Here is a 19,540-nt window from a genome sequence, read left to right on the forward strand (position 1 = left end):
ATGGACTCCTGGCCCGTGCCCGCCCCGAACCTGCCCTCCGACGTGCACCCGGCGCTCGCCGCCACCGCGATCGCCGCGTCCGCCGCCTTCGACCGGGCCCGGCGCGAGTTCACCCGCGCCCAGCTGCGCGAGGAGATCGCCGATGGCGCGGACGGCACGCCGACCATGCGCGTGGACGCGATCGTGGAGGCGGCGATCGCCGAGGCCGCCGCGGCGGCGGGCGCGAACCTGCTGTCGGAGGAGGCCGGGTTCCTCGACAACGGCTCGGCGGCCACGCTCGTGGTCGACCCGGTGGACGGCTCGGCGAACGCCGCGATGGGCGTGCCGCTCTCGTGCTTCGCCGGCGCGCTGGTGCTCGACGACCAGCCCGTCGAGGCCCTCACCGTCTGGTTCGACACCGGGCGCGCCTGGTCGGCGCACGCGGGCAGGCCGACGCCCTACCGCACGACCGGCCGCACCCGGTTGGCCGGCGCGTCGATCTGCATGATGCGGCCCAAGCGCGGGACCGAGGACGCCTGGCTGCGCGTGGCCAACCAGGTCGAGCGGGTCCGCATCCTGTCCACCACGTGCCTGGAGGCGGTCCTGGTGGCGGAGGGCGCGGTGGACGCGTTCGCCGACCCGGGCTCGGACACCCACCGCCTGATGGACCTGATCGCCGCGCTCGTCACCGTCCCGGCCGCCGGGGGAGCGCTGCTGGACGTGCGCGGCCGCCCGCTCACGTTCGACCTCGACCTGTCCCGGCGCTGGTCGGGCATCGCCGCCGCCACCCCGGCCCTGGCCGACGAGCTGATCGCCACCGTCCTGGGCTGAGGGTCCCGTGCTGAGGGTCCCGTGCTGGTAGTCCTCGGCTGGGAGTCCTGGGCTGAGACCGCTCCCAGGCGGCCGTGGCGCGCAAGGGCGATGTCGGCCGGGCGGTCTCTCAACCGCCCGGTCGAGTGACGGTCTCGACCGCCGCTCCACCACCCGATCGGGCGCCCGCCGCCGCGGCCGGGTCGTCCACACCGGACGCCCGGTTCGCGGCGTGCCGCCCGCCGCGCGTTACCGCGCCGAGGTCGAGTCCTTGATCCTGGGTGATTCCGAGGCCCGCGGTTCGACGAGGCTGTCGGGACCGGGGTAGACCAGCCCCTCGTGGCCGTCGTTGAAGCGGACCCGGTACGGGGGCGCACCCTCCGGGCCGCGCACCTCGAGGATCTCGCCGACCGCCTCGTCGAGACCCACCGCGCGGCTGTGGATGTGCAACCGGTCGCCTACTGTCGCGTGCATCTGCAACACCTCCGGTGCGTCACAGCGTAGGACTGTTCCGAAGGTACCGACAGCCCGGCATTTCCGCTCAGGCGCAGGCGTTGGACAGCTTCGCCACCTGGTCCAGCTTCTCCTGCGACCAGCTCGCGATGTTGGCCGGGTTGAGGTCCTCCACCGTCACCTTGCCCATGGTGTCGGAAACGCCGTTGATGGCGTCCCTCAGCGTGGCGTCGCCCGCCTTCGCGGCGAGGCCCTCCAGCTCCTTCGCCTTCTGCTGCGTCTCCTCCAGCGCCTTCTGCGGGTCGGTGGCGTCCGGCGTGAAACCGGCCAGCTTCAACGCGTCGATGCACAGCTGCGCCTTGTCCGCGGCCTGGCCGACTTGGTTGGCCGTGTCCGACGCCTGCTGCACGGCCTCGCAGCCGGACACGGCGGCGGCGAGCCCCATCGCCAGCAGGAAGGTGGCTACCGGACGACCTGCGCGCATGAGGTGCTCCCGTTTGTCGGTTGACCGTTTCGTCCGACTCTACCGACGCGCGTACAGCCGACGCACCACGTCGTCGATTTCCGGTTCCACGACCACCAGGTCGTGCACCCGCGCCCGGCCGGCCACCGCGGAGATCAGCGCCGCGGCCGTGGTGTCGGCGCGGCGGAACGTGAGGTGGTGTCGCAAACCGTTGGCCTCGCTGCGGGTCGACGTGACCCCGGGCAGGTCCGCCAGCTCGGCCGGCTCCTCCAGGTCCACCACCAGCACGCGCTCCGGGGCGACCTCCGCGCGCAGCACGTCCAGCGGCCCGTCGGCGAGCACCGCGCCGCGGTCGATCACCACGAGCCGCGGGCACAACCGCTCGATGTCGTCCAGGTCGTGCGTGGTGAGCAGGAGGGTGGTGCCGCGCCGCCGGTTCAGGTCGGCCAGGAACTCCCGCAACCGCTCCTTGGACTCCAGGTCCAGCCCGATCGTCGGCTCGTCCAGCACCAGCAGCTCCGGCCCGTGCAGCAGGGACGCGGTGACCTCGCCCCGCATCCGCTGCCCCAGCGACAGCTGCCGCACCGGCGTGTCGAGGAACGGGCCGAGGTCCAGCAGCTCCGCGCACTCCCGCAACCGCCCCCGGTGGTCGTCGGCGGGCACGCGGTAGATGGCGCGCAGCAACTCGAAGCTGTCGCGCAGGGGCAGGTCCCACCACAACTGGCTGCGCTGCCCGAACACGACGCCGATGCGCCGCGCCAACTCCCGCCGGGCGCGCGACGGGTCCACTCCGCACACCCGCACGTGACCGGAGGTGGGCACCAGGATGCCGGTGAGCACCTTGATCGTCGTGGACTTGCCCGCGCCGTTCGGCCCGACGTACCCGACGGCCTCGCCGGCCGCCACGTCGAACGCGACCCCGTCGACCGCCCGCACGACCCGCCGCCCGCGCCGGAACCGGCCGAGCCTGGTCGTCACCGCGAACTCCCGGCGCAGGTCCCGGACCTCGATCACGACCCCGTCCCCCGGTAGTGCCGGACCGCCGTGCGCCAGACCAGCCCGGCGACGGCCGCCGCGGCGACGGCGACCAGCGGTGAGACCCAGCCCAGGAACGCGGGCCCGCCCAGCGGGTCGGGCCGGTCGAGCAGCGCCAGGGCGGGGTAGTAGGCGACGAACGCGCCCGGGACGACGAACGCGAAGAACCGTCGCAACCACGGCCCGTACACCGTGATGGGGTACGAGGTGAACGCGCTGCCGCCGTACGTCACGGCGTTGGCGAATTCCTGGCCGTCCACGATCCAGAAGCACAGCGCGTTGGCCGCGACCCAGACGGCCGAGAAGATCACCGCCCCGCTCGCGGGCGCGACGACGGCGAGCGCCGCGGTGCCGGCCGACCACGCGATGTCGTTGTGGCCCAAGGCGTAGGTCAACGTGCCCAGGCCCGCGACGATCCTGCCGACCTTGCGCAGGTGCAGGTCCGAGGCCATCATCTGGGCCAGCGTCCCCAGGGGGCGCAGCAGGAGCACGTCGAACGCCCCGGTGCGGATGAGGGCGGGCAGCTCGTCCAGCTGCCCGGCCACGAGGTCGGCGATCCCGAACGCCGTGCCCGCGATCGCGTACATCAGCACGACCTCGGACACGGCGAAGCCGCCCAGCGCGTCGACCCGGTCGAACAGCACCAGGATGATGGCCAACTCGGCGAGCTGGTTGACGGCCTGCGCCAGGCACTGCAGGGCGAACGAGGTGCGGTAGGACATCTGCCCGCGCAGCCGCGCGCCGACCAGCTTCAGGTAGACGCCCTCAGCCACCCTGGACCACCACCTTGCGCTCCGCGCGCCGCAGGACCAGGTGGCCGGCGAGCAGCACGGCGGCGGCCCAGGACGCCTGCCCGGCCAGCAGGGGCCACGGCGAACCGCGTTCGAGGAACACGTCGACGGGCGCCTGGAGCATGGCCGCGAACGGCGTCGACCACACGATCGGCACCGCCCAGTCGGGGAAGAAGGAGAGCGGCACGGCCAGGCCGCACAGCACCCAGGTGGCGGCCGTGTAGAGCGCCTGGACGCCCCGGTTGTCCAGCAGCCAGAACGTGGTCGCGTTGAGCAGGAACCGCATCCCGAAGCTCACCGCCACCGCGAGGGCGACGCTCACCGCGAACGCGGGCCAGGCGGCGGGCGAGGGCCACCGGAAGGGGAACAGCACCGCGCCGAAGGCGACCGGCGGGGCCAACCGCACCAGCACGGCGTACCCGGCGCGGCCCACGTCCTCGGCGAGCAGCGCCGATTGCAGGTGCCAGGGCCGGTAGAGGTCGACCACGACGTCGCCGCTGCGCACGCGGTCGGCGAGCTGCCGGTCGCCCCAGAGCACGACCACGGTGATGAGGCCCTGCGCGAGCCACACGTAGGTCGTCGTGGCGGCGACGTCGTAGCCCGCGATGGGCGTCTGCCCCACGGCCGCGGTCAGCACGGCCATCCTGAGCAGGCCGAACGCGACGTTCGTCGCCAGTCCGGCGACCATCGCCTGTCGATAGGTGGAATACCTTCGGAATCCGGCCAGCGCTAAGGAGACGTAAGCGCGCACGTCTGTTCACATTAGGTAGCGCCGCAACCGATTAACGCCGACCGCCCACATCGGACCCGGGTCAGGTGCGGGCCGCGACCCACCGCCCGGCCGACTCGCGCAACCGGTCGTCGCGGACCAGCGGCACGACGGGTTCGACCGCCCGGGCGACCGCCTTCCCGAACCGGTCGGGCAGGTCGTCCGCGCCCAGCACGTCCGCCAGCAGCGCGTCCGGTGCCTCGGCCCAGTCGCCCAACGACCGCGCCACCCGCGCCCGCAACGCGAACCGGTCCGCCACCGCGCGGGCCCGCCGCACCCCGGACCGCTCGCCGCCGCGCGAGGCCGCGAGCGCCACTGCCGCCCAGGCCAACCGGTTCGCCGCGGTGCGGTCCTCGTCGTACACGCGGCCCTGCGCGAGCACGCGGACCCACTCCCAGTCGTTCGCGTCGCTCACCGCCGGGCCGCCAGGATGCCGTCCAGCAGGCCGGGGAACAGGGAGTCCAGGTCGTCCCGCCGCAGTGAGCTGATCCGGGACGTGCCCTGCGGCCGGACGTGCACCACGCCGGCCTCGCGCAGCGTCCGCACGTGGTGCGTCAGGGTCGAGGCCGTCACGCCCAGGGGGAGTAGCCCGCAGGAGATGCCCTCCTCGTGCACCGCCAACGCGCGCACGATCTCCAGGCGCACCGGGTCGGCCAGCGCCTGGAGCACCGTCGTTATCCGGATCTCGTCCCGCTGGGGGTGGGCGAGCGTGGTGGTCATGGCGCCCATACTACGAGATCCATCAAATTTTGATGGACGCCGTAGTACGATCCCCATCGAAACACCACTCGACTGGGGGAACTCATGTCAGCCCGGACCTACCTCCTCGCGGGCGGCGCGTTCGCGATCGGCACGAGCGGCTACATCGTCTCCGGCGTGCTGCCGGCCGTGAGCGAGGAACTGCACGTCTCGCACGCCACCGCCGGCCAGCTGCTCACCGCGTTCGCCATCGCCTACGCCCTCTCGTCACCGCTGCTGGCCGCGCTCACCGGCCGCTGGGAACGCCGCACGCTGCTGGTCGTCGCCCTCGGCGTCGCCGCCCTGGGCAACCTGCTCGCCGCGCTCGCCCCGAACTACCCGCTGCTCCTGGTCGCGCGCGTGGTGAGCGCCCTCGGCGCGGCGGTCTACACGCCGGCCGCGACCCTCGTCGCCACCGTGCTGAGCCCGCCGGAGCACCGCGGCCGCGCCGTCGCGCTCGTGTTCGGCGGCCTGACGTTCTCCCTGGTGCTGGGCGTCCCGGCGGGCAACGTGCTCGGCGGCCCGCTCGGCTACCAGGGCGTGTTCGCGCTGATCGCCGCCGTGTCCGCGGTCGCCGCGGTGGCCGTGCGCCTGTGGCTGCCGCGCGTGGACGCACCGCCCGCCATCGGCCTGCGGCAGCGCTTCGCACCCGCCGCGGACCGGCGCGTCGTCATGGTGCTCGGCCTGACCGTGCTCGCGTGCCTGGCGGTGTTCACCGTCTTCAACTACATCGCCCCGCTGCTCGCCGAGACCGCGCACGTCGGAGGCGCCACGATCGGCGTCCTGCTCGTCACCTACGGCCTGGGCTCGGTGCTGGGCAACTGGGCCGCCGGCCGCCTCACCGACCGCTTCGACACCCGCAAGCTGCTCGTCGTCCTGTTCAGCTGCTTCACCGTCGTCCTGGCCACCCTGCCGCTCACCACGGCGACACCGGTGACGGCCGGGATCGCGCTGTTCACCTGGGGTGCCCTCACCTGGTCGGCGAACCCGCCCATCCAGAGCTGGCTGATCGAGCTGGCGCCGGCCAACAGCGGCCTGCTGCTGTCCCTGAACGCGTCCGCGATCTACCTCGGCGTCGGCCTGTCCGGTGTGGTCGGCGGGCTGGTGATCAGCTGGGTGGGGTTGCTGCCGCTGGCTCCGATCGCCGCGCTGCTCGCGCTGGGGGCGCTGGTGATGCTGGTGTTCGCGCTGAAGCCGGAACGCCCGCCGGTCGCACCGGCCCCGCCGCCCGCCCCGGCCTCCGCCGGCACCAAGTAGTCCCGGGGGTGGCGTCGCGCACCGGCACGACGCCGCCCGTTCAGCCGGACCCGACAGGGCTCTTCTAGGCGGGGCTCTCCTTGGCGGACGCCTTCGCCGCCTTCTTGAACGCCCGCACCTCGGCCAACGTCTCGGGACTGGTCACGTCCGCGATGGACCGCCGCGACCCTTCCTCCCCGTAAGCGCCCGCCGCCTCGCGCCACCCCTCCGGCGTCACGCCGAGCTGCTTGCCCAGCAGGGCGACGAGGATGCGGGCCTTCTGGTCGCCGAACCCGGGCAGCGCCTTCACCCGCCGGAGCACCTCCCGGCCGTCCGGCTTGCCGCGCTTCCAGATGTTCGCCGCCTTGCCGTCGTAGTGCTCGACGACGTGCAGGGCCAACGCGTGGACCCGCCGCGCCATCGACCCGCCGTACCGGTGGATGGCCGGCGGCTGCACGCACAGCTCGACGAACCGGTCCACCTCCGCGGCCGCGATCTTGTCGATGCCGAACCCGTCCATCCGGTCCGCGATCTTGCGCGGCCCGGCGAAGGCGTGCTCCATCGGGAACTGCTGGTCCAGGAGCAACCCGGTGAGCAGGGCGAAGGGGTCCTCGCTGAGCAACTTGTCGGCGGCCGGGTCACCGGTCAGGCGCAGCTTCTTCGGCATGGCCCCATCCTCGCACCAGACCGCGCCCGCGTGCTCCAGGTCGAGCGGTCGCCGGGCGGCGGTGCCGGTTTCCGCCGGTGATCGTCGACCCGGTTCTCGCTGCTGCGCCACAGACCGTCGTCGCCCGTTACTTGTCGAACTCGCCGATCAGGTCGCCGACCAGGCGCAGGCTCGTCATCACGTCCTCGTGCCGGATGCCGCCCACCTGGTGGAAGGTCATCAACCGGTCGATGCCCAGGTCCGCGTAGACGCGCAGCTTCTCCCGGCACGTCTCAGGGCTGCCGACGATCAGCGAGTCCTGCTCGTTCAGCGCGTCGAAGATCTCCTCCGGCGGCACGTCCTCGCCCTGCAGCACCCGACCGATGACGACCTGGGCCCGGTTCGGGCCGGTGGACCGCGCGGCTTCCTCCCGGAGGAACTCGCCGGTCAGGCCGCCGCCCGAGGGGTCGTCCAGGAACTGCTGCTGGTGCCGCACGGTCTCGACGAAGCTGTCCGCGGCCTCGAAGAACGTCAGCGCCTTGACCGTGTACCACGCCGCCGCGGCCACCGCGCCGTTGCGGATCGCCTGCTCGTCGGTCTCCGCGCAGTGCACGAACGTGAAGAACGCGACCTGGTTGTTGACGAACGCGCCGACCGGCGACGTGCACGCCTCGGCCGCCGCCCGGTACAGCGACACCATCCGGCGCACCCGTTCGACGGACTCCCAGATCGTCGTCCCGAGCACCCCGACCCCGCGCCGCCCGGCCTCCTCGAACGACGCCGGGCTGCCCGCCGCCTGCCACAGCGGCGGGTGGGGCCGTTGCAGCGGCTTCGGCACGATCGGCACGTCGCGGATCTCGAAGTCCTCGCTGGAGTGCGAGAACCGGTCCGAGGTCCACATCCGCGGGATCATCTCGAACGCCTGCTGCGTCTGCCGCCGCACGTCCGCCGGGTCGATGTTGAACAGCCGCCACTCCGGGGCGGTGGACCTGGTCAGCCCGAACTCCAGCCGCCCGCCGCTGAGGTGGTCCAGCATCGCGGCGCGTTCGGCGGCCCTGACCGGGTGGTTGAACCGGGCCGGCGCCAGCACGGCGGCGTGCCCCAGCCTCATCCGCGACGTCAACTGGGAGATCGCCGCCAGCATCAGCTCCGGCGCGGACGAGAGGCTGAACTCCTCGGCGCCGTGGTGCTCGACCTGCCACCAGCACCCGTAGCCCAGCTCGTCGGCTAACCGGGCCTGCTCCAGCGACTCGGTGATGCGCGCGTGCTGGTGGCCCTCCTGCCACGGGCGCGGGTCCTGGACCTCGTTGAAGACGTCGATCTTCACTACCCGGCTCCTCCCGTGGGCTGGCCGAAACCTAGCCCGCGGGCACCCGTCGCGACATGCGCCATTCGGTTGATCGCCGCCGCGGACCGGCCTAGCCCCGCCCGACCGGCACGACCCGGTCGACCAGCAGCCGCAGCGCCTCCCGGTCCACCGTGGCCGGGTCCTCGGCCAGCCACTCGCCGACCTCGGCGATGAACTGGGCGGGCGTCATCGGCGGCACGATGGCCTCCGCCGGCTCCTCCACGGTCACCACGCCGTCCCGGCTGGGGTAGACCAGCAGCGCGGTCCGGATGTCCAGCCACGGCAGCAGCTTGCGGTACACCGCGAGGCTGCGCGGCATCCGCGTGCCGCCGCCCCGGAACGGGTGGCCGTTGCGCCACACCGTGCCGTCGTCCTCGGCCTCGTAGTGCCCGGGCAGCCAGGACTTCGACTCGATGAGCACGAGCCTGCGCCCGCACAGCACGGCGTGGTCGACGTCGGCGAACACCGAGTCCGGCCAGGCCAGGCCGTGGAAGATCCGCGCGCCGGGCAGCCGGGTCAGGTACCGGCCGAGCAGGTCGGCGGTGAGCCGCTCGCACGGCCGGTCGTCCGTGGTCCCGTGCACCACGCCGGTGTCGTGGTCCCGGGTGAACGCCCGGTCCGCGCGCAGCGCCGCCAGGTAGCGCCGCACCAGCCGGAACGCCACCGCCGCGGCGGCGGCCACCAGCACCAGCCACACGGCCAGCGCCAGCGGCGAGAAGTCGACCACGACCACGGGCAGCAGCAGGAAGAACCACCCGCACAGGGCGATCAGCGCCGGCGCGTGGCCCGGACCGGCGGCGGGCACGTACCGGACCCGCTGCCCGACGTCGACCAGGTGCCACCACGCGAGGTCGTCGAGGTCCACGACCGGCTTCGGGGGTACGAAGTCGGGGTCCTCGCCGAAGTTGCGCACCCTGCCAGTCCGGCCGGAGCGGGGCGGGCGGGTCGGGGACGTCGGCCGGGCGCCCGGACGGGTGAACGTCCACCCCCGGTCGTAGTCGCGCCGGCGGGCCGGGTCCCGCAGGGTGTCATATGCCTCTTGCAGCATGCGGAACGTGCCGGAGGACCCGCCCGCGTCCGGGTGCATGACCTTGGCCAGGGAGCGGTAGGCGGACTTGATCTCCGCCTCGGACGCGTAGCGGCCGACCCCGAGGAGCTCGTAGTAGTCGACTCCGCGCACGGGGCCAGACCTTAGCGGCCCTGTCCTCCGGGGCGGGGTCGTGGTTAGTGTTGTCCGCGAGCCCGGTAGCGCAGTGGTTGTCGCGCCCCCTGCTCGGGGGAGGACGCCGGTTCGAATCCGGCCCGGCTCGGGACCATGTAGCGCAGTGGTTGTCGCGCCCTCCCCCGGGGAGGGAGGACGCCGGTTCGAGTCCGGCCTGGTCCGCCGGCCGAACCCGGGCACCCGGACGGGGAGGTCGAGTTGCCGGCGCCCGGCGGGCGGCGCACCCTTCGGCCATGGCGACTTGCGACGTCTGCGGCAACGACTACTGGATGGCCTTCGAGGTGCGCACGGTCGGCGGCGGGGTGCACACGTTCGACAGCTTCGAGTGCGCGGCCCAGCTCCTCGCCCCGCGCTGCGAGCACTGCGACTGCCGCATCCTCGGCCACGGCGTCGAGGTCGAGGGCCGCTTCTTCTGCTGCGCCCACTGCGCCCGCAGCGCCGACCGGCTGGGCGCCGAGATCAGGGACACCGTCGGCGCGCACCCGGGCTGACCGCCAACCGCCGTGCCACCCGGCCGCCGTGCCGTTGGCCGCGGTGCCGTCAGCCGCGGTGCCGCTAGCCGCAATGCAGCACCAGCCTGCCGTTGACGAACGTCGGTTGCAGGTCGCCCCGCGCGTCGACGCTCTTCACCCCGTGCGGCAGGACCTCCTCGATCGCGCTGAACGCGATGATGTCCGACACCCCGTACCGGCCGCGCAGCGTGCGCTGGCCGGGGAACCGCAGCGCCCGCCCCTCCCGCCGGTCGCGGTGGGCCAGCGCCGCCCGCAGCGCCCCGCGCGCCAGCTCCCCGGGCCCGGCGAGCCGTTGCAGCGAACCGGTGTGCACGGCCACCCCGTAGCCGCGTTCGATCAACGTCGACACGGTGTTCTCGGACGGCCGGTCGGCCAGCCGGAACGAGATCGCGTGCCGGCCCTCCACCTCGTGCACGCACACGACCTGCGCGTGGAACAGCAACGTCTCGTAGAGCGACACGGCGACGGCGTCCGCGGTCGCCCGGTCCTCGTGACCGGCGTTGAGGCCGAGCCAGGTGGTCATCCGACGGTCTCGACAACGTTGTCGTGCGGTGGGTGGGGCACGAAGTCCTCCTCGGCGCGGTCGGCGCGGGACAGGATTTCGTGGAGGCTAGTCCGATCGGGTGATGCAGGGGTAGCCGCCGAATGGCCGCCATCCGAAATCTAGATCGGCAGCAGGTCGAAGCCCGCCAGGAACGGCAGCGCACCCGCCCGTTGCAGGGCGGCGGCGGACAGCCAGACGCTCAGGACCGTGATCAGCGGGCCGACGACCGCCATCTCGACCGTGCCGCCGGTCTTCATCCGCAGGACCTTCGGCGGGGCGACCGGGAACCACGTCTTGCCCATCAGCGGCACCGGCCACAGGATCGGGCAGCCCTGCTCGGTGATCGCGTCGCCGAGGTAGTGGGCCACGCAGCCGACGCCGACCGCCACGCCGCACGCCGCCGCGCTGGCCGGTGTCTGCGCCGTCCAGGCGACGCAGGCGACCGTGACGGCGGCCGAGACGCCCGTGATCAGCAGCGCGTCCTTCTGCGGGCACCAGTCGTTCATGATCCCGCGCACGGCCAGGCCGGCGAACACGAACATCAGCGCGGGCAGCGCCCACTTCTGCGACTGCTGCACCACGGCCGTCGTGCCGAGCGCGGCGGCCAGCGCGAACACCAGCGTGTGCGTCAGGCCGCGGTGCCCGCCGTCGCGGTTGGAGTCCTTGCGGGTCCGGGTGGTGCGGTAGACGAACGAGCTGACCGTGTTGATCAGGGCCGACGCGCCCGCGCTGATCGGCCCGAACGTGCGGGAGATCGTGGACGAGGGGTGGTCGAGGTCGGGCAGCAGGGCCGCGCCGGTGGCGAGCACCGCGCCGACCGCCCAGCTCTGCGGGGTGAGCTGGCCGATGGGGTGCTGCTCGGCGAGCGCGGTCACCGCCGCCCAGGCCAGCAGACCGCTCATGGCGTGGGTCGGACCCGTCGACAACGCTGCCCCCTTGATCACTCGTCCGGGTTCGAGGTTACGGGGCGGACGGGGGAGGCGGGCGCATTCCGCGAACGCGTGTTCGAGTGTCGCGCCGGACCGTCCCCGTGCGGCGGCCCGGCGGCGCGACTGGTTGTATTGGGCCCGAGGACACCCGTGCCACCGGCGGGCGGCGTCCCCGCGGTGTGACGCCGTTCCCTTTTTCCGCCCTGGTGGAGGCAAGCGAACCGACATAGCAGTACGCTTGTCTTGCTTGCATTGTCGCGAGAGGAGCGCCCGGAGTATGGGCAAGATCAAGGTTCAGGGGACCGTCGTCGAACTCGACGGCGACGAGATGACGCGGATCATCTGGCAGTTCATCAAGGACAAGCTGATCCACCCGTACCTGGACGTCAACCTCGAGTACTACGACCTGGGGATCGAGTACCGGGACGCGACCGACGACCAGGTGACGATCGACGCCGCGCACGCCATCAAGAAGCACGGCGTCGGCGTCAAGTGCGCCACCATCACGCCCGACGAGGCGCGGGTGGAGGAGTTCGGCCTGAAGAAGATGTGGGTCTCGCCCAACGGCACGATCCGCAACATCCTCGGCGGCGTGGTGTTCCGCGAGCCGATCATCATCTCCAACATCCCGCGGCTGGTGCCGGGCTGGACCAAGCCGATCATCATCGGCCGCCACGCCCACGGCGACCAGTACAAGGCGACCAACTTCAAGGTCCCCGGCGCGGGCGAGCTGACCATCACGTTCACGCCCGAGGACGGCTCCGAGCCGATCAAGCACGTGGTCGCCAACTACGGCGCCGACGGCGGCGTGGCCATGGGCATGTACAACTTCAACAAGTCCATCGAGGACTTCGCGCGCGCCTCGTTCTCCTACGGGTTGCAGCGCAACTACCCGGTGTACATGTCCACCAAGAACACCATCCTCAAGGCGTACGACGGCGCCTTCAAGGACATCTTCCAGAGGGTGTTCGAGGAGGAGTTCAAGGCGCAGTTCGACGCCGCGGGCCTGACCTACGAGCACCGCCTGATCGACGACATGGTGGCCGCCGCGATGAAGTGGGAGGGCGGCTACGTCTGGGCGTGCAAGAACTACGACGGCGACGTGCAGTCCGACACGGTCGCGCAGGGCTTCGGCTCGCTCGGCCTGATGACGTCGGTGCTGATGACGCCGGACGGCAAGACCGTCGAGGCCGAGGCCGCGCACGGCACCGTGACCCGGCACTACCGCCAGCACCAGGCGGGCAAGCCGACGTCCACCAACCCGATCGCCTCGATCTTCGCGTGGACCGGCGGCCTCAAGCACCGCGGCAAGCTGGACGGCACGCCGGAGGTGACCGGCTTCGCGGAGACGCTGGAGCAGGTCATCGTCGAGACCGTCGAGAGCGGCCGGATGACCAAGGACCTCGCCGTGCTCGTCGGCAAGGACCAGGAGTGGCTGACCACCGAGGACTTCCTCGGCGCGCTGGACGAGAACCTGCAGAAGAAGATGGCCGGCTGACGCCCGTCGCCCGACCCGCGTGATCAGGGGACCACCTCCGGGTGGTCCCCTGATCCGTTTCCGTGACCGCGTCACCCGTCCGGTTCCCCGGTGGTGTGGATTGCGGTCCGGCCACCCGCACGGGGTGCCCCGGCGCGCTATATCTGCACTTCGGGACAGGTGTCGGGAGGCGTGATGTTCGGGATTCCGGTGCGCGGCCTGGTCGTCGTCGGCGTGCTCGCCGCGGCCGGGTTGATGTACGTCGTCAACGACGGGAAGAAGATCGGGGTGGTGGAGGAGGTCGCCGCCCACGAGTGCAAGGTGACGGTGGTCGCGGACATCCTCAACGTGCGCTCCGGGCCCGCCGACACCCAGCCGATCGTGGCCACGATGCGGCGCGACGCCGTGGTGCGGGCCGAGCCCCGGGTCGAGAACGGCTTCCGGCTGCTGTCGGACGGGCGGTGGGTGAAGGAGGAGTTCGTGGTGCCCACCTCCGACAGCGGCTGCCCGTGATGTGATGGGCGGGTGTTCTTCAAGTGGCGGTGGTCCCGGCGTGACGTGGTGACCTGCGCGTGCGCGCCGGAGTGGCCGGGGTTGCGCGCGGTGGTGGACGGGCACGAGGTGGCGGGCGTGCCGTCGCCGGAGGGCAGCAGCCCGCTCGTGCTGATGATGGGCCTGTCGGCCTCCTGCACGGGCTGCGGCGCGCGGTACCCGTACGGCTGGGCGGTCGCGGATCGCCGTTAGGCTGGCCGGGTGCTGACTGTCTCCACGATCAACGTCAACGGGCTGCGCGCCGCCGCGAAGAAGGGCTACCTGGAGTGGCTCGCCGCGACGTCCGCCGACGTGGTCTGCCTGCAGGAGGTGCGGGCGGAGCCGGGGCAGCTGCCGGAGGAGGTCCGCTCGCCGGCGGGGTGGCACGTGGCGCACGCGTACTCCGAGGTCAAGGGTCGCAACGGGGTCGCGGTGCTGACGCGGGAGTCGCCGCTGGCGGTGCGGATCGGGTTCGGGGCGGCCGAGTTCGAGCACTCGGGCCGGTACGTCGAGGTCGAGCTGGCCGACGTGGTCGTGGCGTCGCTGTACCTGCCCAGCGGTGACGTCGGCACGCCGCGGCAGGACGAGAAGGACCGGTTCCTGGCCGCGTTCCTGCCCCACCTGGTGGAGCTGCGCGACAAGGCCGCCGCCGACGGGCGCGAGGTGCTGGTGTGCGGCGACTGGAACATCGCGCACCGGGCGGCGGACCTGAAGGCGTGGAAGGCGAACCAGAAGTCGTCCGGCTTCCTGCCGGAGGAGCGGGCGTGGATGGACCGCGTGTTCGGCGAGGCCCGGTACGTCGACGTGGTCCGCTCCCTGCACCCGGACGTGGCGGGCCCGTACACCTGGTGGTCCTACCGGGGGAAGGCGTTCGACAACGACTCGGGCTGGCGGATCGACTACCAGGTGGCGACGCCGGCCCTGGCGGCCTCGGCGACGTCCGCGGTGGTCGAGCGGGCCGCGACGTACGCCGAGCGCTGGTCGGACCACGCCCCCGTCACCGTAAGTTTTGACTGGCCGAGGGCTTGAGGTCGGGTCCGGTCGTGGCCGTGAGGTGACGTCGTGCACGAGATCATCGCGGCCAAGCGGTCCGAGGTCGAGGAGCTGTGCCGCGTGGTGGGCGTCCGCCGTCTCGACGTGTTCGGGTCCGCTGTCGGCGACTCGTTCGACGTGGCGTCCTCCGACGTGGATGTCCTCGTGGAGTTCGACGCCGGTCCGGGCTTCGACTACTTCGGCAGCTACTTCGCCCTGAAGGAAGGGCTGGAGCGGATATTCGGCCGGCCGGTCGACCTCGTGAGCGGTTCCGGCATCCGCAACCCGTACTTCCGGCAGCGCGTGATGGAAACCCGGGAACAGTTGTACGCGGCCTGATCGCGCGCCCACCCCTGGGACGCGGCGCAAGCCGTCGACCTGTTGCGCCCGTTCAGCGCCGGCAAGTCGTTCGCGGACCACGAGGCGGACGCCATGCTGAGGTCGGTGGTCGAGCGGGCCGCGACGTACGCCGAGCGCTGGTCGGACCACGCCCCGTCACCGTGAGCTTTGACTGGCCGAGGGCTTGAGATCGGGTCCGGTCGTGGCCATGAGGTGACGTCGTGCACGAGGCCATCGCGGCCGCGGCACCCGCCCGAGATCGTCGCGCGGCACCGTGAACGATCAACCCGACGATCGACTTCGCTCGTTCGGCCGCACTTCACCGCGAGTTCGTGACGCGCTTCCCAGTTCGTGAGAAATTTTCACCAACCGAGGCGAGGAGCGTTCGATGGGGATCAGCCGGCGGCGGTTCTTGCGGGCGACGGGTGCGGCGGGCGCGGTGGTGGCGTGGGGCGGGCCCGCTTGGGCGGACACCACCGGCACGACGTTGGACGTCGCGGCGACGCCGGTCGGCGCGGCCGGTTACCGCAGGTTGCAGGCCGGACCGGGGTGGCCCGCGGTGGTGCGGTCCGAGCTGGCGCCGCCCGCCGCCGGGCGGGCCGACCGGCGCACCGCCCTGGCCTGCTTCGTCCAGTTCACCGACATGCACGTGGTCGACGCGCAGAGCCCCGCCCGCTTCGAGTACACGCACCCGCTGATCGGGGCCGGCGCCTTCCGCGCCCACGAGACGCTCGCCCAGCACACGTCGACGGCGCTGGTGGACCGGGTCAACGCCCTGCGCGCCGGGCCGTTCACCCACCGCCCGATCGACTTCGTGGTCACCACGGGCGACAACACCGACAACCACGAGCTGGTCGAGCTGGACTGGTTCCTCACCGTCCTCAACGGCGGCCGGGTCACCGCCAACACCGGTGACCCGACCCGCTACGAGGGCGTGCAGGACTCCGGCGCCACCACCTACTGGAACCCCCACTCGACCGCCCTCGACGACTACAAGGCCAAGGGCTTCCCGCACGTACCCGGCCTGCTCGACGCCGCCATCCGCCCGTTCGACAGCCCCGGCCTGCGCGTCCCGTGGTACTGCACGTTCGGCAACCACGACGACAGCGTGGTCGGCACCCTGCCCGACGGCATCCTCGACGCCCTCTACACGTCCGACCGCAAGGTCATCGGCTTCTCCGACGCGCAGACGCGCCGCCTCGCCCGCGCCCTGACCGACCCCGCCCACGCGCTGGACGCGGCGGCCGTGCTCGCCGAGGGCGGCCTGGTCCGCACCGTCACCCCGGACGCCCGGCGCCGCCCGTTCACCACGGCCGAGTTCGTCCGGGCGCACCTCGACCCCCGCCACACCGGCCCCGGGCCGCACGGCCACGGCTTCACCGAGAACAACGCCGACGGCGTGGACGTCTTCTACGCGTTCCCGATCGCGCCCGGCGTCACCGGCATCAGCCTCGACACCACGACCACCGCGGGCTTCGCCGACGGCTCGATCGGCCTGCGCCAGTACCTCTGGCTGGAGCGGACCCTCAAGCGCGGCAGCTCCCGCTACTACGACGCGTTCGGCCTGCCCCACCGGCAGGACGTCACCGACGAGCTGTTCGTCGTGTTCAGCCACCACACGAGCTGGACGATGGGCAACGTCCTGCCCGACCGCCGCCGCCCGCTGGACCCGCGGCTGGACGGCCCCGCCCTGGTCGACCTCCTCGGCCGCTTCCCCAACGTCGTCGCCTGGGTCAACGGCCACACCCACGAGAACCGGATCGTGCCGCACGGCACCGGCGAGCGGGCGTTCTGGGAGATCAACACCGCCGCGCACGTCGACCACCCGCAGCACGCCCGGATCATCGAGCTGGCCGACAACGGCGACGGCACGTTGTCGCTGTTCACGACGTTGGTCGAGGTCGACGCACCCTACCGGGCCGACTACTCCGACACCTCGCCGCGCGGCCTGGCGTCGCTGGCGCGCGAGTTCGCGTTCAACGACCCGCACGCGAACCCCGCCGCCGTCGGCGCGGTGACCGACCGCAACACCGAGCTGCTGGTCGCCGGGAGGTCGCCGGCCCGCTGAGCCGGGCCCGCCCCGATTGCGCTTCGTGTTGGATATCACACTGGGCGTGATCAGGAATTTTCCGCACCTAATGTCGTTGTCGTGGCCGTGGACATCTCGATCACCCCGCCGGAACCGACGCCGGGTGCGTCGGCGATGCGACGCGCGCTGCGCCGTGCCGCCGACGGCGCGGTGCTGGACGTCACCGAGGCGGCGGTGCTGCTGCACGCCCGCGGTGACGACCTGGAGGCGTTGCTGGACGCCGCGGGTCGGGTCCGGGACGCCCACCTGCTGGCGGAGGGGCGGCCGGGCGTCGTCACCTACAGCCGCAACGCGTTCATCCCGCTGACCCGCCTGTGCCGGGACCGCTGCCACTACTGCACGTTCGCCACGGTCCCGCACAAGCTGCCGGCCGCGTTCCTGGAGCGCGACGAGGTGCTGGACATCGCGCGCCGCGCCGCCGCGCAGGGCTGCAAGGAAGCCCTCTTCACGTTGGGCGACCGGCCCGAGGAGCGGTGGCCGCAGGCCCGGGAGTGGCTGGAGGCGCGCGGCTACTCCTCGACGCTGGACTACGTGCGGGCGAGCGCGATCGCCGTGCTGGAGGAGACCGGCCTGCTGCCGCACCTCAACCCCGGCGTGCTGAGCTGGGAGGAGTTGCAGCGGCTGCGGCCGGTCGCGGCCAGCATGGGGATGATGCTGGAGACGACCTCCGAGCGGTTGTGGTCGACCCGGGGTGGCCCGCACTACGGCAGCCCGGACAAGGAGCCCGCGGTCCGGCTGCGCGTGCTCACCGACGCGGGCCGGGTGAACGTGCCGTTCACCACCGGCATCCTCATCGGCATCGGCGAGACGATCACCGAGCGCGCCGAGTCCCTGCTGGCCATGCGCGGCGTCGCGCGCCAGTACGGGCACGTGCAGGAAGTGATCATCCAGAACTTCCGCGCCAAGCCGGACACCGCGATGCGCGGCATGCCCGACGCCGACCTGCACGAGCTGGCCGCCACGATCGCCGTGGCCCGGCTGGTCATGCCGTCGTCCACGAGCGTGCAGGCCCCGCCGAACCTGGTCGGCGGCGAGTTCGACCTGATGCTGCGCGCCGGCGTCGACGACTGGGGCGGCGTGTCGCCCGTGACGCCCGACCACGTCAACCCCGAGCGGCCGTGGCCGCAGGTCGACGCGCTGGCGGAGCACACCCGCGCCGCGGGCTTCGAGCTGGCCGAGCGGCTCGCCGTCTACCCGCGCTACGTCACCGCGCCCGCCGGGCAGTGGATCGACACCCGCCTCACGGCGCACGTGTCGGCGCTGGCCCGTCCCGACGGCCTGGCGGAGCCGGGCGCACCGGTCGTCGGCCGCGAGTGGCAGGAGCCCGACGGCGGCCTCGACACCTACGGCCGCGCCGACCTCAACACCGCCATCGACACCGAGGGCCGCACCGGCGACCGCCGCGGCGACTTCGACAGCGTCTACGGCGACTGGGCGTCGCTGAACGTCCCCAAGGCCGTCGAACGGCTGCCGGAGGACACCGCGCGGGCGCTCCGGCTGGCCGCCGACGACCCGGCGGGGTTGCTGGACGACACGGACGCGGCCATGGCCCTGCTGACCGCGGACGGCCAGGCCCTGGAGACCATGGCGCGGCTCGCGGACGAGCTGCGCGCCGAGGTGGTCGGCGACGACGTCACCTACGTGGTCAACCGCAACATCAACTTCTCGAACGTCTGCTACGTCGGCTGCCGGTTCTGCGCGTTCGCCCAGCGGGAGCGCGACGCCGACGCGTTCCGGCTGTCCGTGGCCGAGGTAGCCGACCGCGCCCAGGAGGCGTGGGACGCGGGCGCGACCGAGGTGTGCATGCAGGGCGGCATCGACCCGAAGCTGCCGGTCACCTACTACGCCGACGTCGTGCGCGCGATCAAGGCCCGGGTGCCGGGCATGCACGTGCACGCGTTCAGCCCGATGGAGGTCGTCAGCGCGGCGGCCAAGGCGGGCGTGAGCGTGCGCGAGTGGCTGACCGAGCTGCGCGACGCGGGCCTGGACACCATCCCGGGCACCGCCGCCGAGATCCTGGACGACGACGTGCGCTGGGTGCTGACCAAGGGCAAGCTGCCCGCCGCCACCTGGCTCGACGTCGTCGCCACGGCCCACGAGCTGGGCATCCGATCCTCGTCCACGATGATGTACGGCCACGTCGACCACCCCGGCCACTGGCTGGGGCACTTCCGGGCCCTGGCGGCGCTGCAGGACCGCACGGGCGGGCTCACGGAGTTCGTCGGGCTGCCGTTCGTGCACCGCAACGCGCCGATCTACCTGGCGGGCGTGGCCCGGCCCGGCCCGACGCGGCGCGACAACCGGGCCGTGCACGCGTTCGCCCGCCTGGCCCTGCACGGCCGGGTGGACAACGTGCAGTGCTCGTGGGTGAAGCTGGGCGACGAGGGCACCGCCGAGGTGCTCCGCGGCGGCGCGAACGACCTGGGCGGCACGCTCATGGAGGAGACCATCAGCCGCATGGCGGGCTCCGAGCACGGTTCCGCGCGCACCGCCGAGCAGTTGCGCGCCACGGCGGCCCTGGCGGGTCGGCCGGCCCGGCAGCGCACTACGACATATGGCCGAGTCGACGTGGTGGGATAGCCCCCTGCGAACGGCGC

Annotated in this window: 23 protein-coding genes and 2 tRNA genes; 13 read left to right on the plus strand and 12 right to left on the minus strand. The window is 72.6% G+C overall.

The features are described 5' to 3' along the window. A complete protein-coding gene (locus ACIGNX_RS08915; protein WP_396537851.1) occupies positions 1-810 on the plus strand; it encodes an inositol monophosphatase family protein in 810 nt (269 codons plus the stop codon). Between the two features lie 228 nt (positions 811-1,038). Here ACIGNX_RS08915 and ACIGNX_RS08920 read toward each other — a convergent pair whose 3' ends face one another. From ACIGNX_RS08920 to ACIGNX_RS08950, 7 genes are all read right to left on the minus strand, one after another. Next, entirely contained in the window at positions 1,039-1,263 is a 225-nt protein-coding gene (locus ACIGNX_RS08920; RefSeq protein ID WP_396537853.1) for a DUF1918 domain-containing protein, read from the minus strand. A 67-nt stretch (positions 1,264-1,330) separates the two neighbouring features. After that, on the minus strand, positions 1,331-1,726 hold the full coding sequence (locus ACIGNX_RS08925) for a bacteriophage spanin2 family protein (protein WP_396537855.1): 396 nt from the start codon (positions 1,724-1,726) through the stop codon (positions 1,331-1,333). Between the two features lie 39 nt (positions 1,727-1,765). Then, on the minus strand, positions 1,766-2,719 hold the full coding sequence (locus ACIGNX_RS08930; protein ID WP_396537857.1) for an ATP-binding cassette domain-containing protein: 954 nt from the start codon (positions 2,717-2,719) through the stop codon (positions 1,766-1,768). After that, a complete protein-coding gene (locus ACIGNX_RS08935; RefSeq protein WP_396537859.1) occupies positions 2,716-3,513 on the minus strand; it encodes an ABC transporter permease in 798 nt (265 codons plus the stop codon). The genes ACIGNX_RS08930 and ACIGNX_RS08935 overlap by 4 nt, the downstream gene beginning before the upstream one ends. Next, complete coding sequence (locus tag ACIGNX_RS08940) at positions 3,506-4,219, minus strand: ABC transporter permease (RefSeq protein WP_396537861.1); 714 nt, start codon at positions 4,217-4,219, stop codon at positions 3,506-3,508. The genes ACIGNX_RS08935 and ACIGNX_RS08940 overlap by 8 nt, the downstream gene beginning before the upstream one ends. Positions 4,220-4,343: 124 nt before the next feature. Further along, positions 4,344-4,715 carry a hypothetical protein gene (locus ACIGNX_RS08945; RefSeq protein ID WP_396537863.1) on the minus strand — a complete coding sequence of 124 codons (372 nt, stop codon included), beginning with the start codon at positions 4,713-4,715 and terminating at the stop codon, positions 4,344-4,346. Beyond that, positions 4,712-5,029 (minus strand): ArsR/SmtB family transcription factor, encoded by a 318-nt coding sequence (locus ACIGNX_RS08950; RefSeq protein WP_396537865.1) that lies wholly within the window; start codon positions 5,027-5,029, stop codon positions 4,712-4,714. Before ACIGNX_RS08950 ends, ACIGNX_RS08945 begins: the two co-directional genes overlap by 4 nt. Positions 5,030-5,104: 75 nt before the next feature. Between ACIGNX_RS08950 and ACIGNX_RS08955 the strand changes: the two genes are divergently transcribed. Beyond that, the gene (locus tag ACIGNX_RS08955; protein ID WP_396537867.1) at positions 5,105-6,295 is read left to right on the plus strand and encodes an MFS transporter; all 1,191 of its coding nucleotides are present in this window, start codon (positions 5,105-5,107) and stop codon (positions 6,293-6,295) included. 64 nt (positions 6,296-6,359) lie between these two features. On the opposite strand, the gene ACIGNX_RS08960 is transcribed toward ACIGNX_RS08955, so the two are convergent. The 3 genes from ACIGNX_RS08960 to ACIGNX_RS08970 all read right to left on the minus strand — a co-directional run bounded on the left by ACIGNX_RS08960 (position 6,360) and on the right by ACIGNX_RS08970 (position 9,448). Continuing rightward, on the minus strand, positions 6,360-6,941 hold the full coding sequence (locus tag ACIGNX_RS08960) for an HhH-GPD-type base excision DNA repair protein (protein WP_396537869.1): 582 nt from the start codon (positions 6,939-6,941) through the stop codon (positions 6,360-6,362). Positions 6,942-7,068: 127 nt separating this feature from the next. Further along, entirely contained in the window at positions 7,069-8,247 is a 1,179-nt protein-coding gene (locus ACIGNX_RS08965) for an LLM class flavin-dependent oxidoreductase (protein ID WP_396537871.1), read from the minus strand. A gap of 91 nt (positions 8,248-8,338) precedes the next feature. Beyond that, positions 8,339-9,448, minus strand: a complete 1,110-nt coding sequence (locus ACIGNX_RS08970) for a DnaJ domain-containing protein (protein WP_396537873.1) — start codon at positions 9,446-9,448, stop codon at positions 8,339-8,341. Between the two features lie 58 nt (positions 9,449-9,506). Between ACIGNX_RS08970 and ACIGNX_RS08975 the strand changes: the two genes are divergently transcribed. From ACIGNX_RS08975 to ACIGNX_RS08985, 3 genes are all read left to right on the plus strand, one after another. After that, positions 9,507-9,578, plus strand: a tRNA-Ser gene (locus ACIGNX_RS08975). Further along, positions 9,579-9,652 (plus strand) — tRNA-Pro (locus ACIGNX_RS08980). A 71-nt stretch (positions 9,653-9,723) separates the two neighbouring features. Beyond that, positions 9,724-9,981, plus strand: a complete 258-nt coding sequence (locus ACIGNX_RS08985) for a Prokaryotic metallothionein (RefSeq protein ID WP_396537875.1) — start codon at positions 9,724-9,726, stop codon at positions 9,979-9,981. A 64-nt stretch (positions 9,982-10,045) separates the two neighbouring features. On the opposite strand, the gene ACIGNX_RS08990 is transcribed toward ACIGNX_RS08985, so the two are convergent. Both ACIGNX_RS08990 and ACIGNX_RS08995 read right to left on the minus strand, forming a co-directional pair. Then, positions 10,046-10,525, minus strand: a complete 480-nt coding sequence (locus ACIGNX_RS08990) for a hypothetical protein (RefSeq protein ID WP_396537877.1) — start codon at positions 10,523-10,525, stop codon at positions 10,046-10,048. 140 nt (positions 10,526-10,665) lie between these two features. Then, entirely contained in the window at positions 10,666-11,472 is an 807-nt protein-coding gene (locus ACIGNX_RS08995) for a metal-dependent hydrolase (RefSeq protein ID WP_396538200.1), read from the minus strand. Between the two features lie 280 nt (positions 11,473-11,752). Between ACIGNX_RS08995 and ACIGNX_RS09000 the strand changes: the two genes are divergently transcribed. From ACIGNX_RS09000 to ACIGNX_RS09035, 8 genes are all read left to right on the plus strand, one after another. Continuing rightward, complete coding sequence (locus tag ACIGNX_RS09000) at positions 11,753-12,973, plus strand: NADP-dependent isocitrate dehydrogenase (RefSeq protein WP_396537878.1); 1,221 nt, start codon at positions 11,753-11,755, stop codon at positions 12,971-12,973. A 174-nt stretch (positions 12,974-13,147) separates the two neighbouring features. After that, on the plus strand, positions 13,148-13,465 hold the full coding sequence (locus ACIGNX_RS09005; RefSeq protein WP_396537880.1) for an SH3 domain-containing protein: 318 nt from the start codon (positions 13,148-13,150) through the stop codon (positions 13,463-13,465). Between the two features lie 12 nt (positions 13,466-13,477). Continuing rightward, positions 13,478-13,696, plus strand: a complete 219-nt coding sequence (locus ACIGNX_RS09010) for a hypothetical protein (RefSeq protein ID WP_396537881.1) — start codon at positions 13,478-13,480, stop codon at positions 13,694-13,696. Between the two features lie 9 nt (positions 13,697-13,705). Then, complete coding sequence (locus tag ACIGNX_RS09015) at positions 13,706-14,512, plus strand: exodeoxyribonuclease III (protein ID WP_396537883.1); 807 nt, start codon at positions 13,706-13,708, stop codon at positions 14,510-14,512. A gap of 33 nt (positions 14,513-14,545) precedes the next feature. Beyond that, positions 14,546-14,854: a nucleotidyltransferase family protein gene (locus ACIGNX_RS09020; RefSeq protein WP_396537885.1), complete on the plus strand. Its 309-nt coding sequence runs from the start codon at positions 14,546-14,548 to the stop codon at positions 14,852-14,854. Between the two features lie 42 nt (positions 14,855-14,896). After that, complete coding sequence (locus ACIGNX_RS09025) at positions 14,897-15,019, plus strand: hypothetical protein (RefSeq protein WP_396537887.1); 123 nt, start codon at positions 14,897-14,899, stop codon at positions 15,017-15,019. Positions 15,020-15,242: 223 nt separating this feature from the next. Then, positions 15,243-16,922 (plus strand): TIGR03767 family metallophosphoesterase, encoded by a 1,680-nt coding sequence (locus ACIGNX_RS09030; protein ID WP_396537889.1) that lies wholly within the window; start codon positions 15,243-15,245, stop codon positions 16,920-16,922. An 81-nt stretch (positions 16,923-17,003) separates the two neighbouring features. After that, complete coding sequence (locus tag ACIGNX_RS09035; RefSeq protein WP_396537891.1) at positions 17,004-19,523, plus strand: bifunctional FO biosynthesis protein CofGH; 2,520 nt, start codon at positions 17,004-17,006, stop codon at positions 19,521-19,523. The last annotated feature ends 17 nt before the right edge of the window (positions 19,524-19,540 follow it).

The sequence above is a fragment of the Actinosynnema sp. NPDC053489 genome (assembly GCF_044544865.1).
Lineage (GTDB): Bacteria > Actinomycetota > Actinomycetes > Mycobacteriales > Pseudonocardiaceae > Actinosynnema.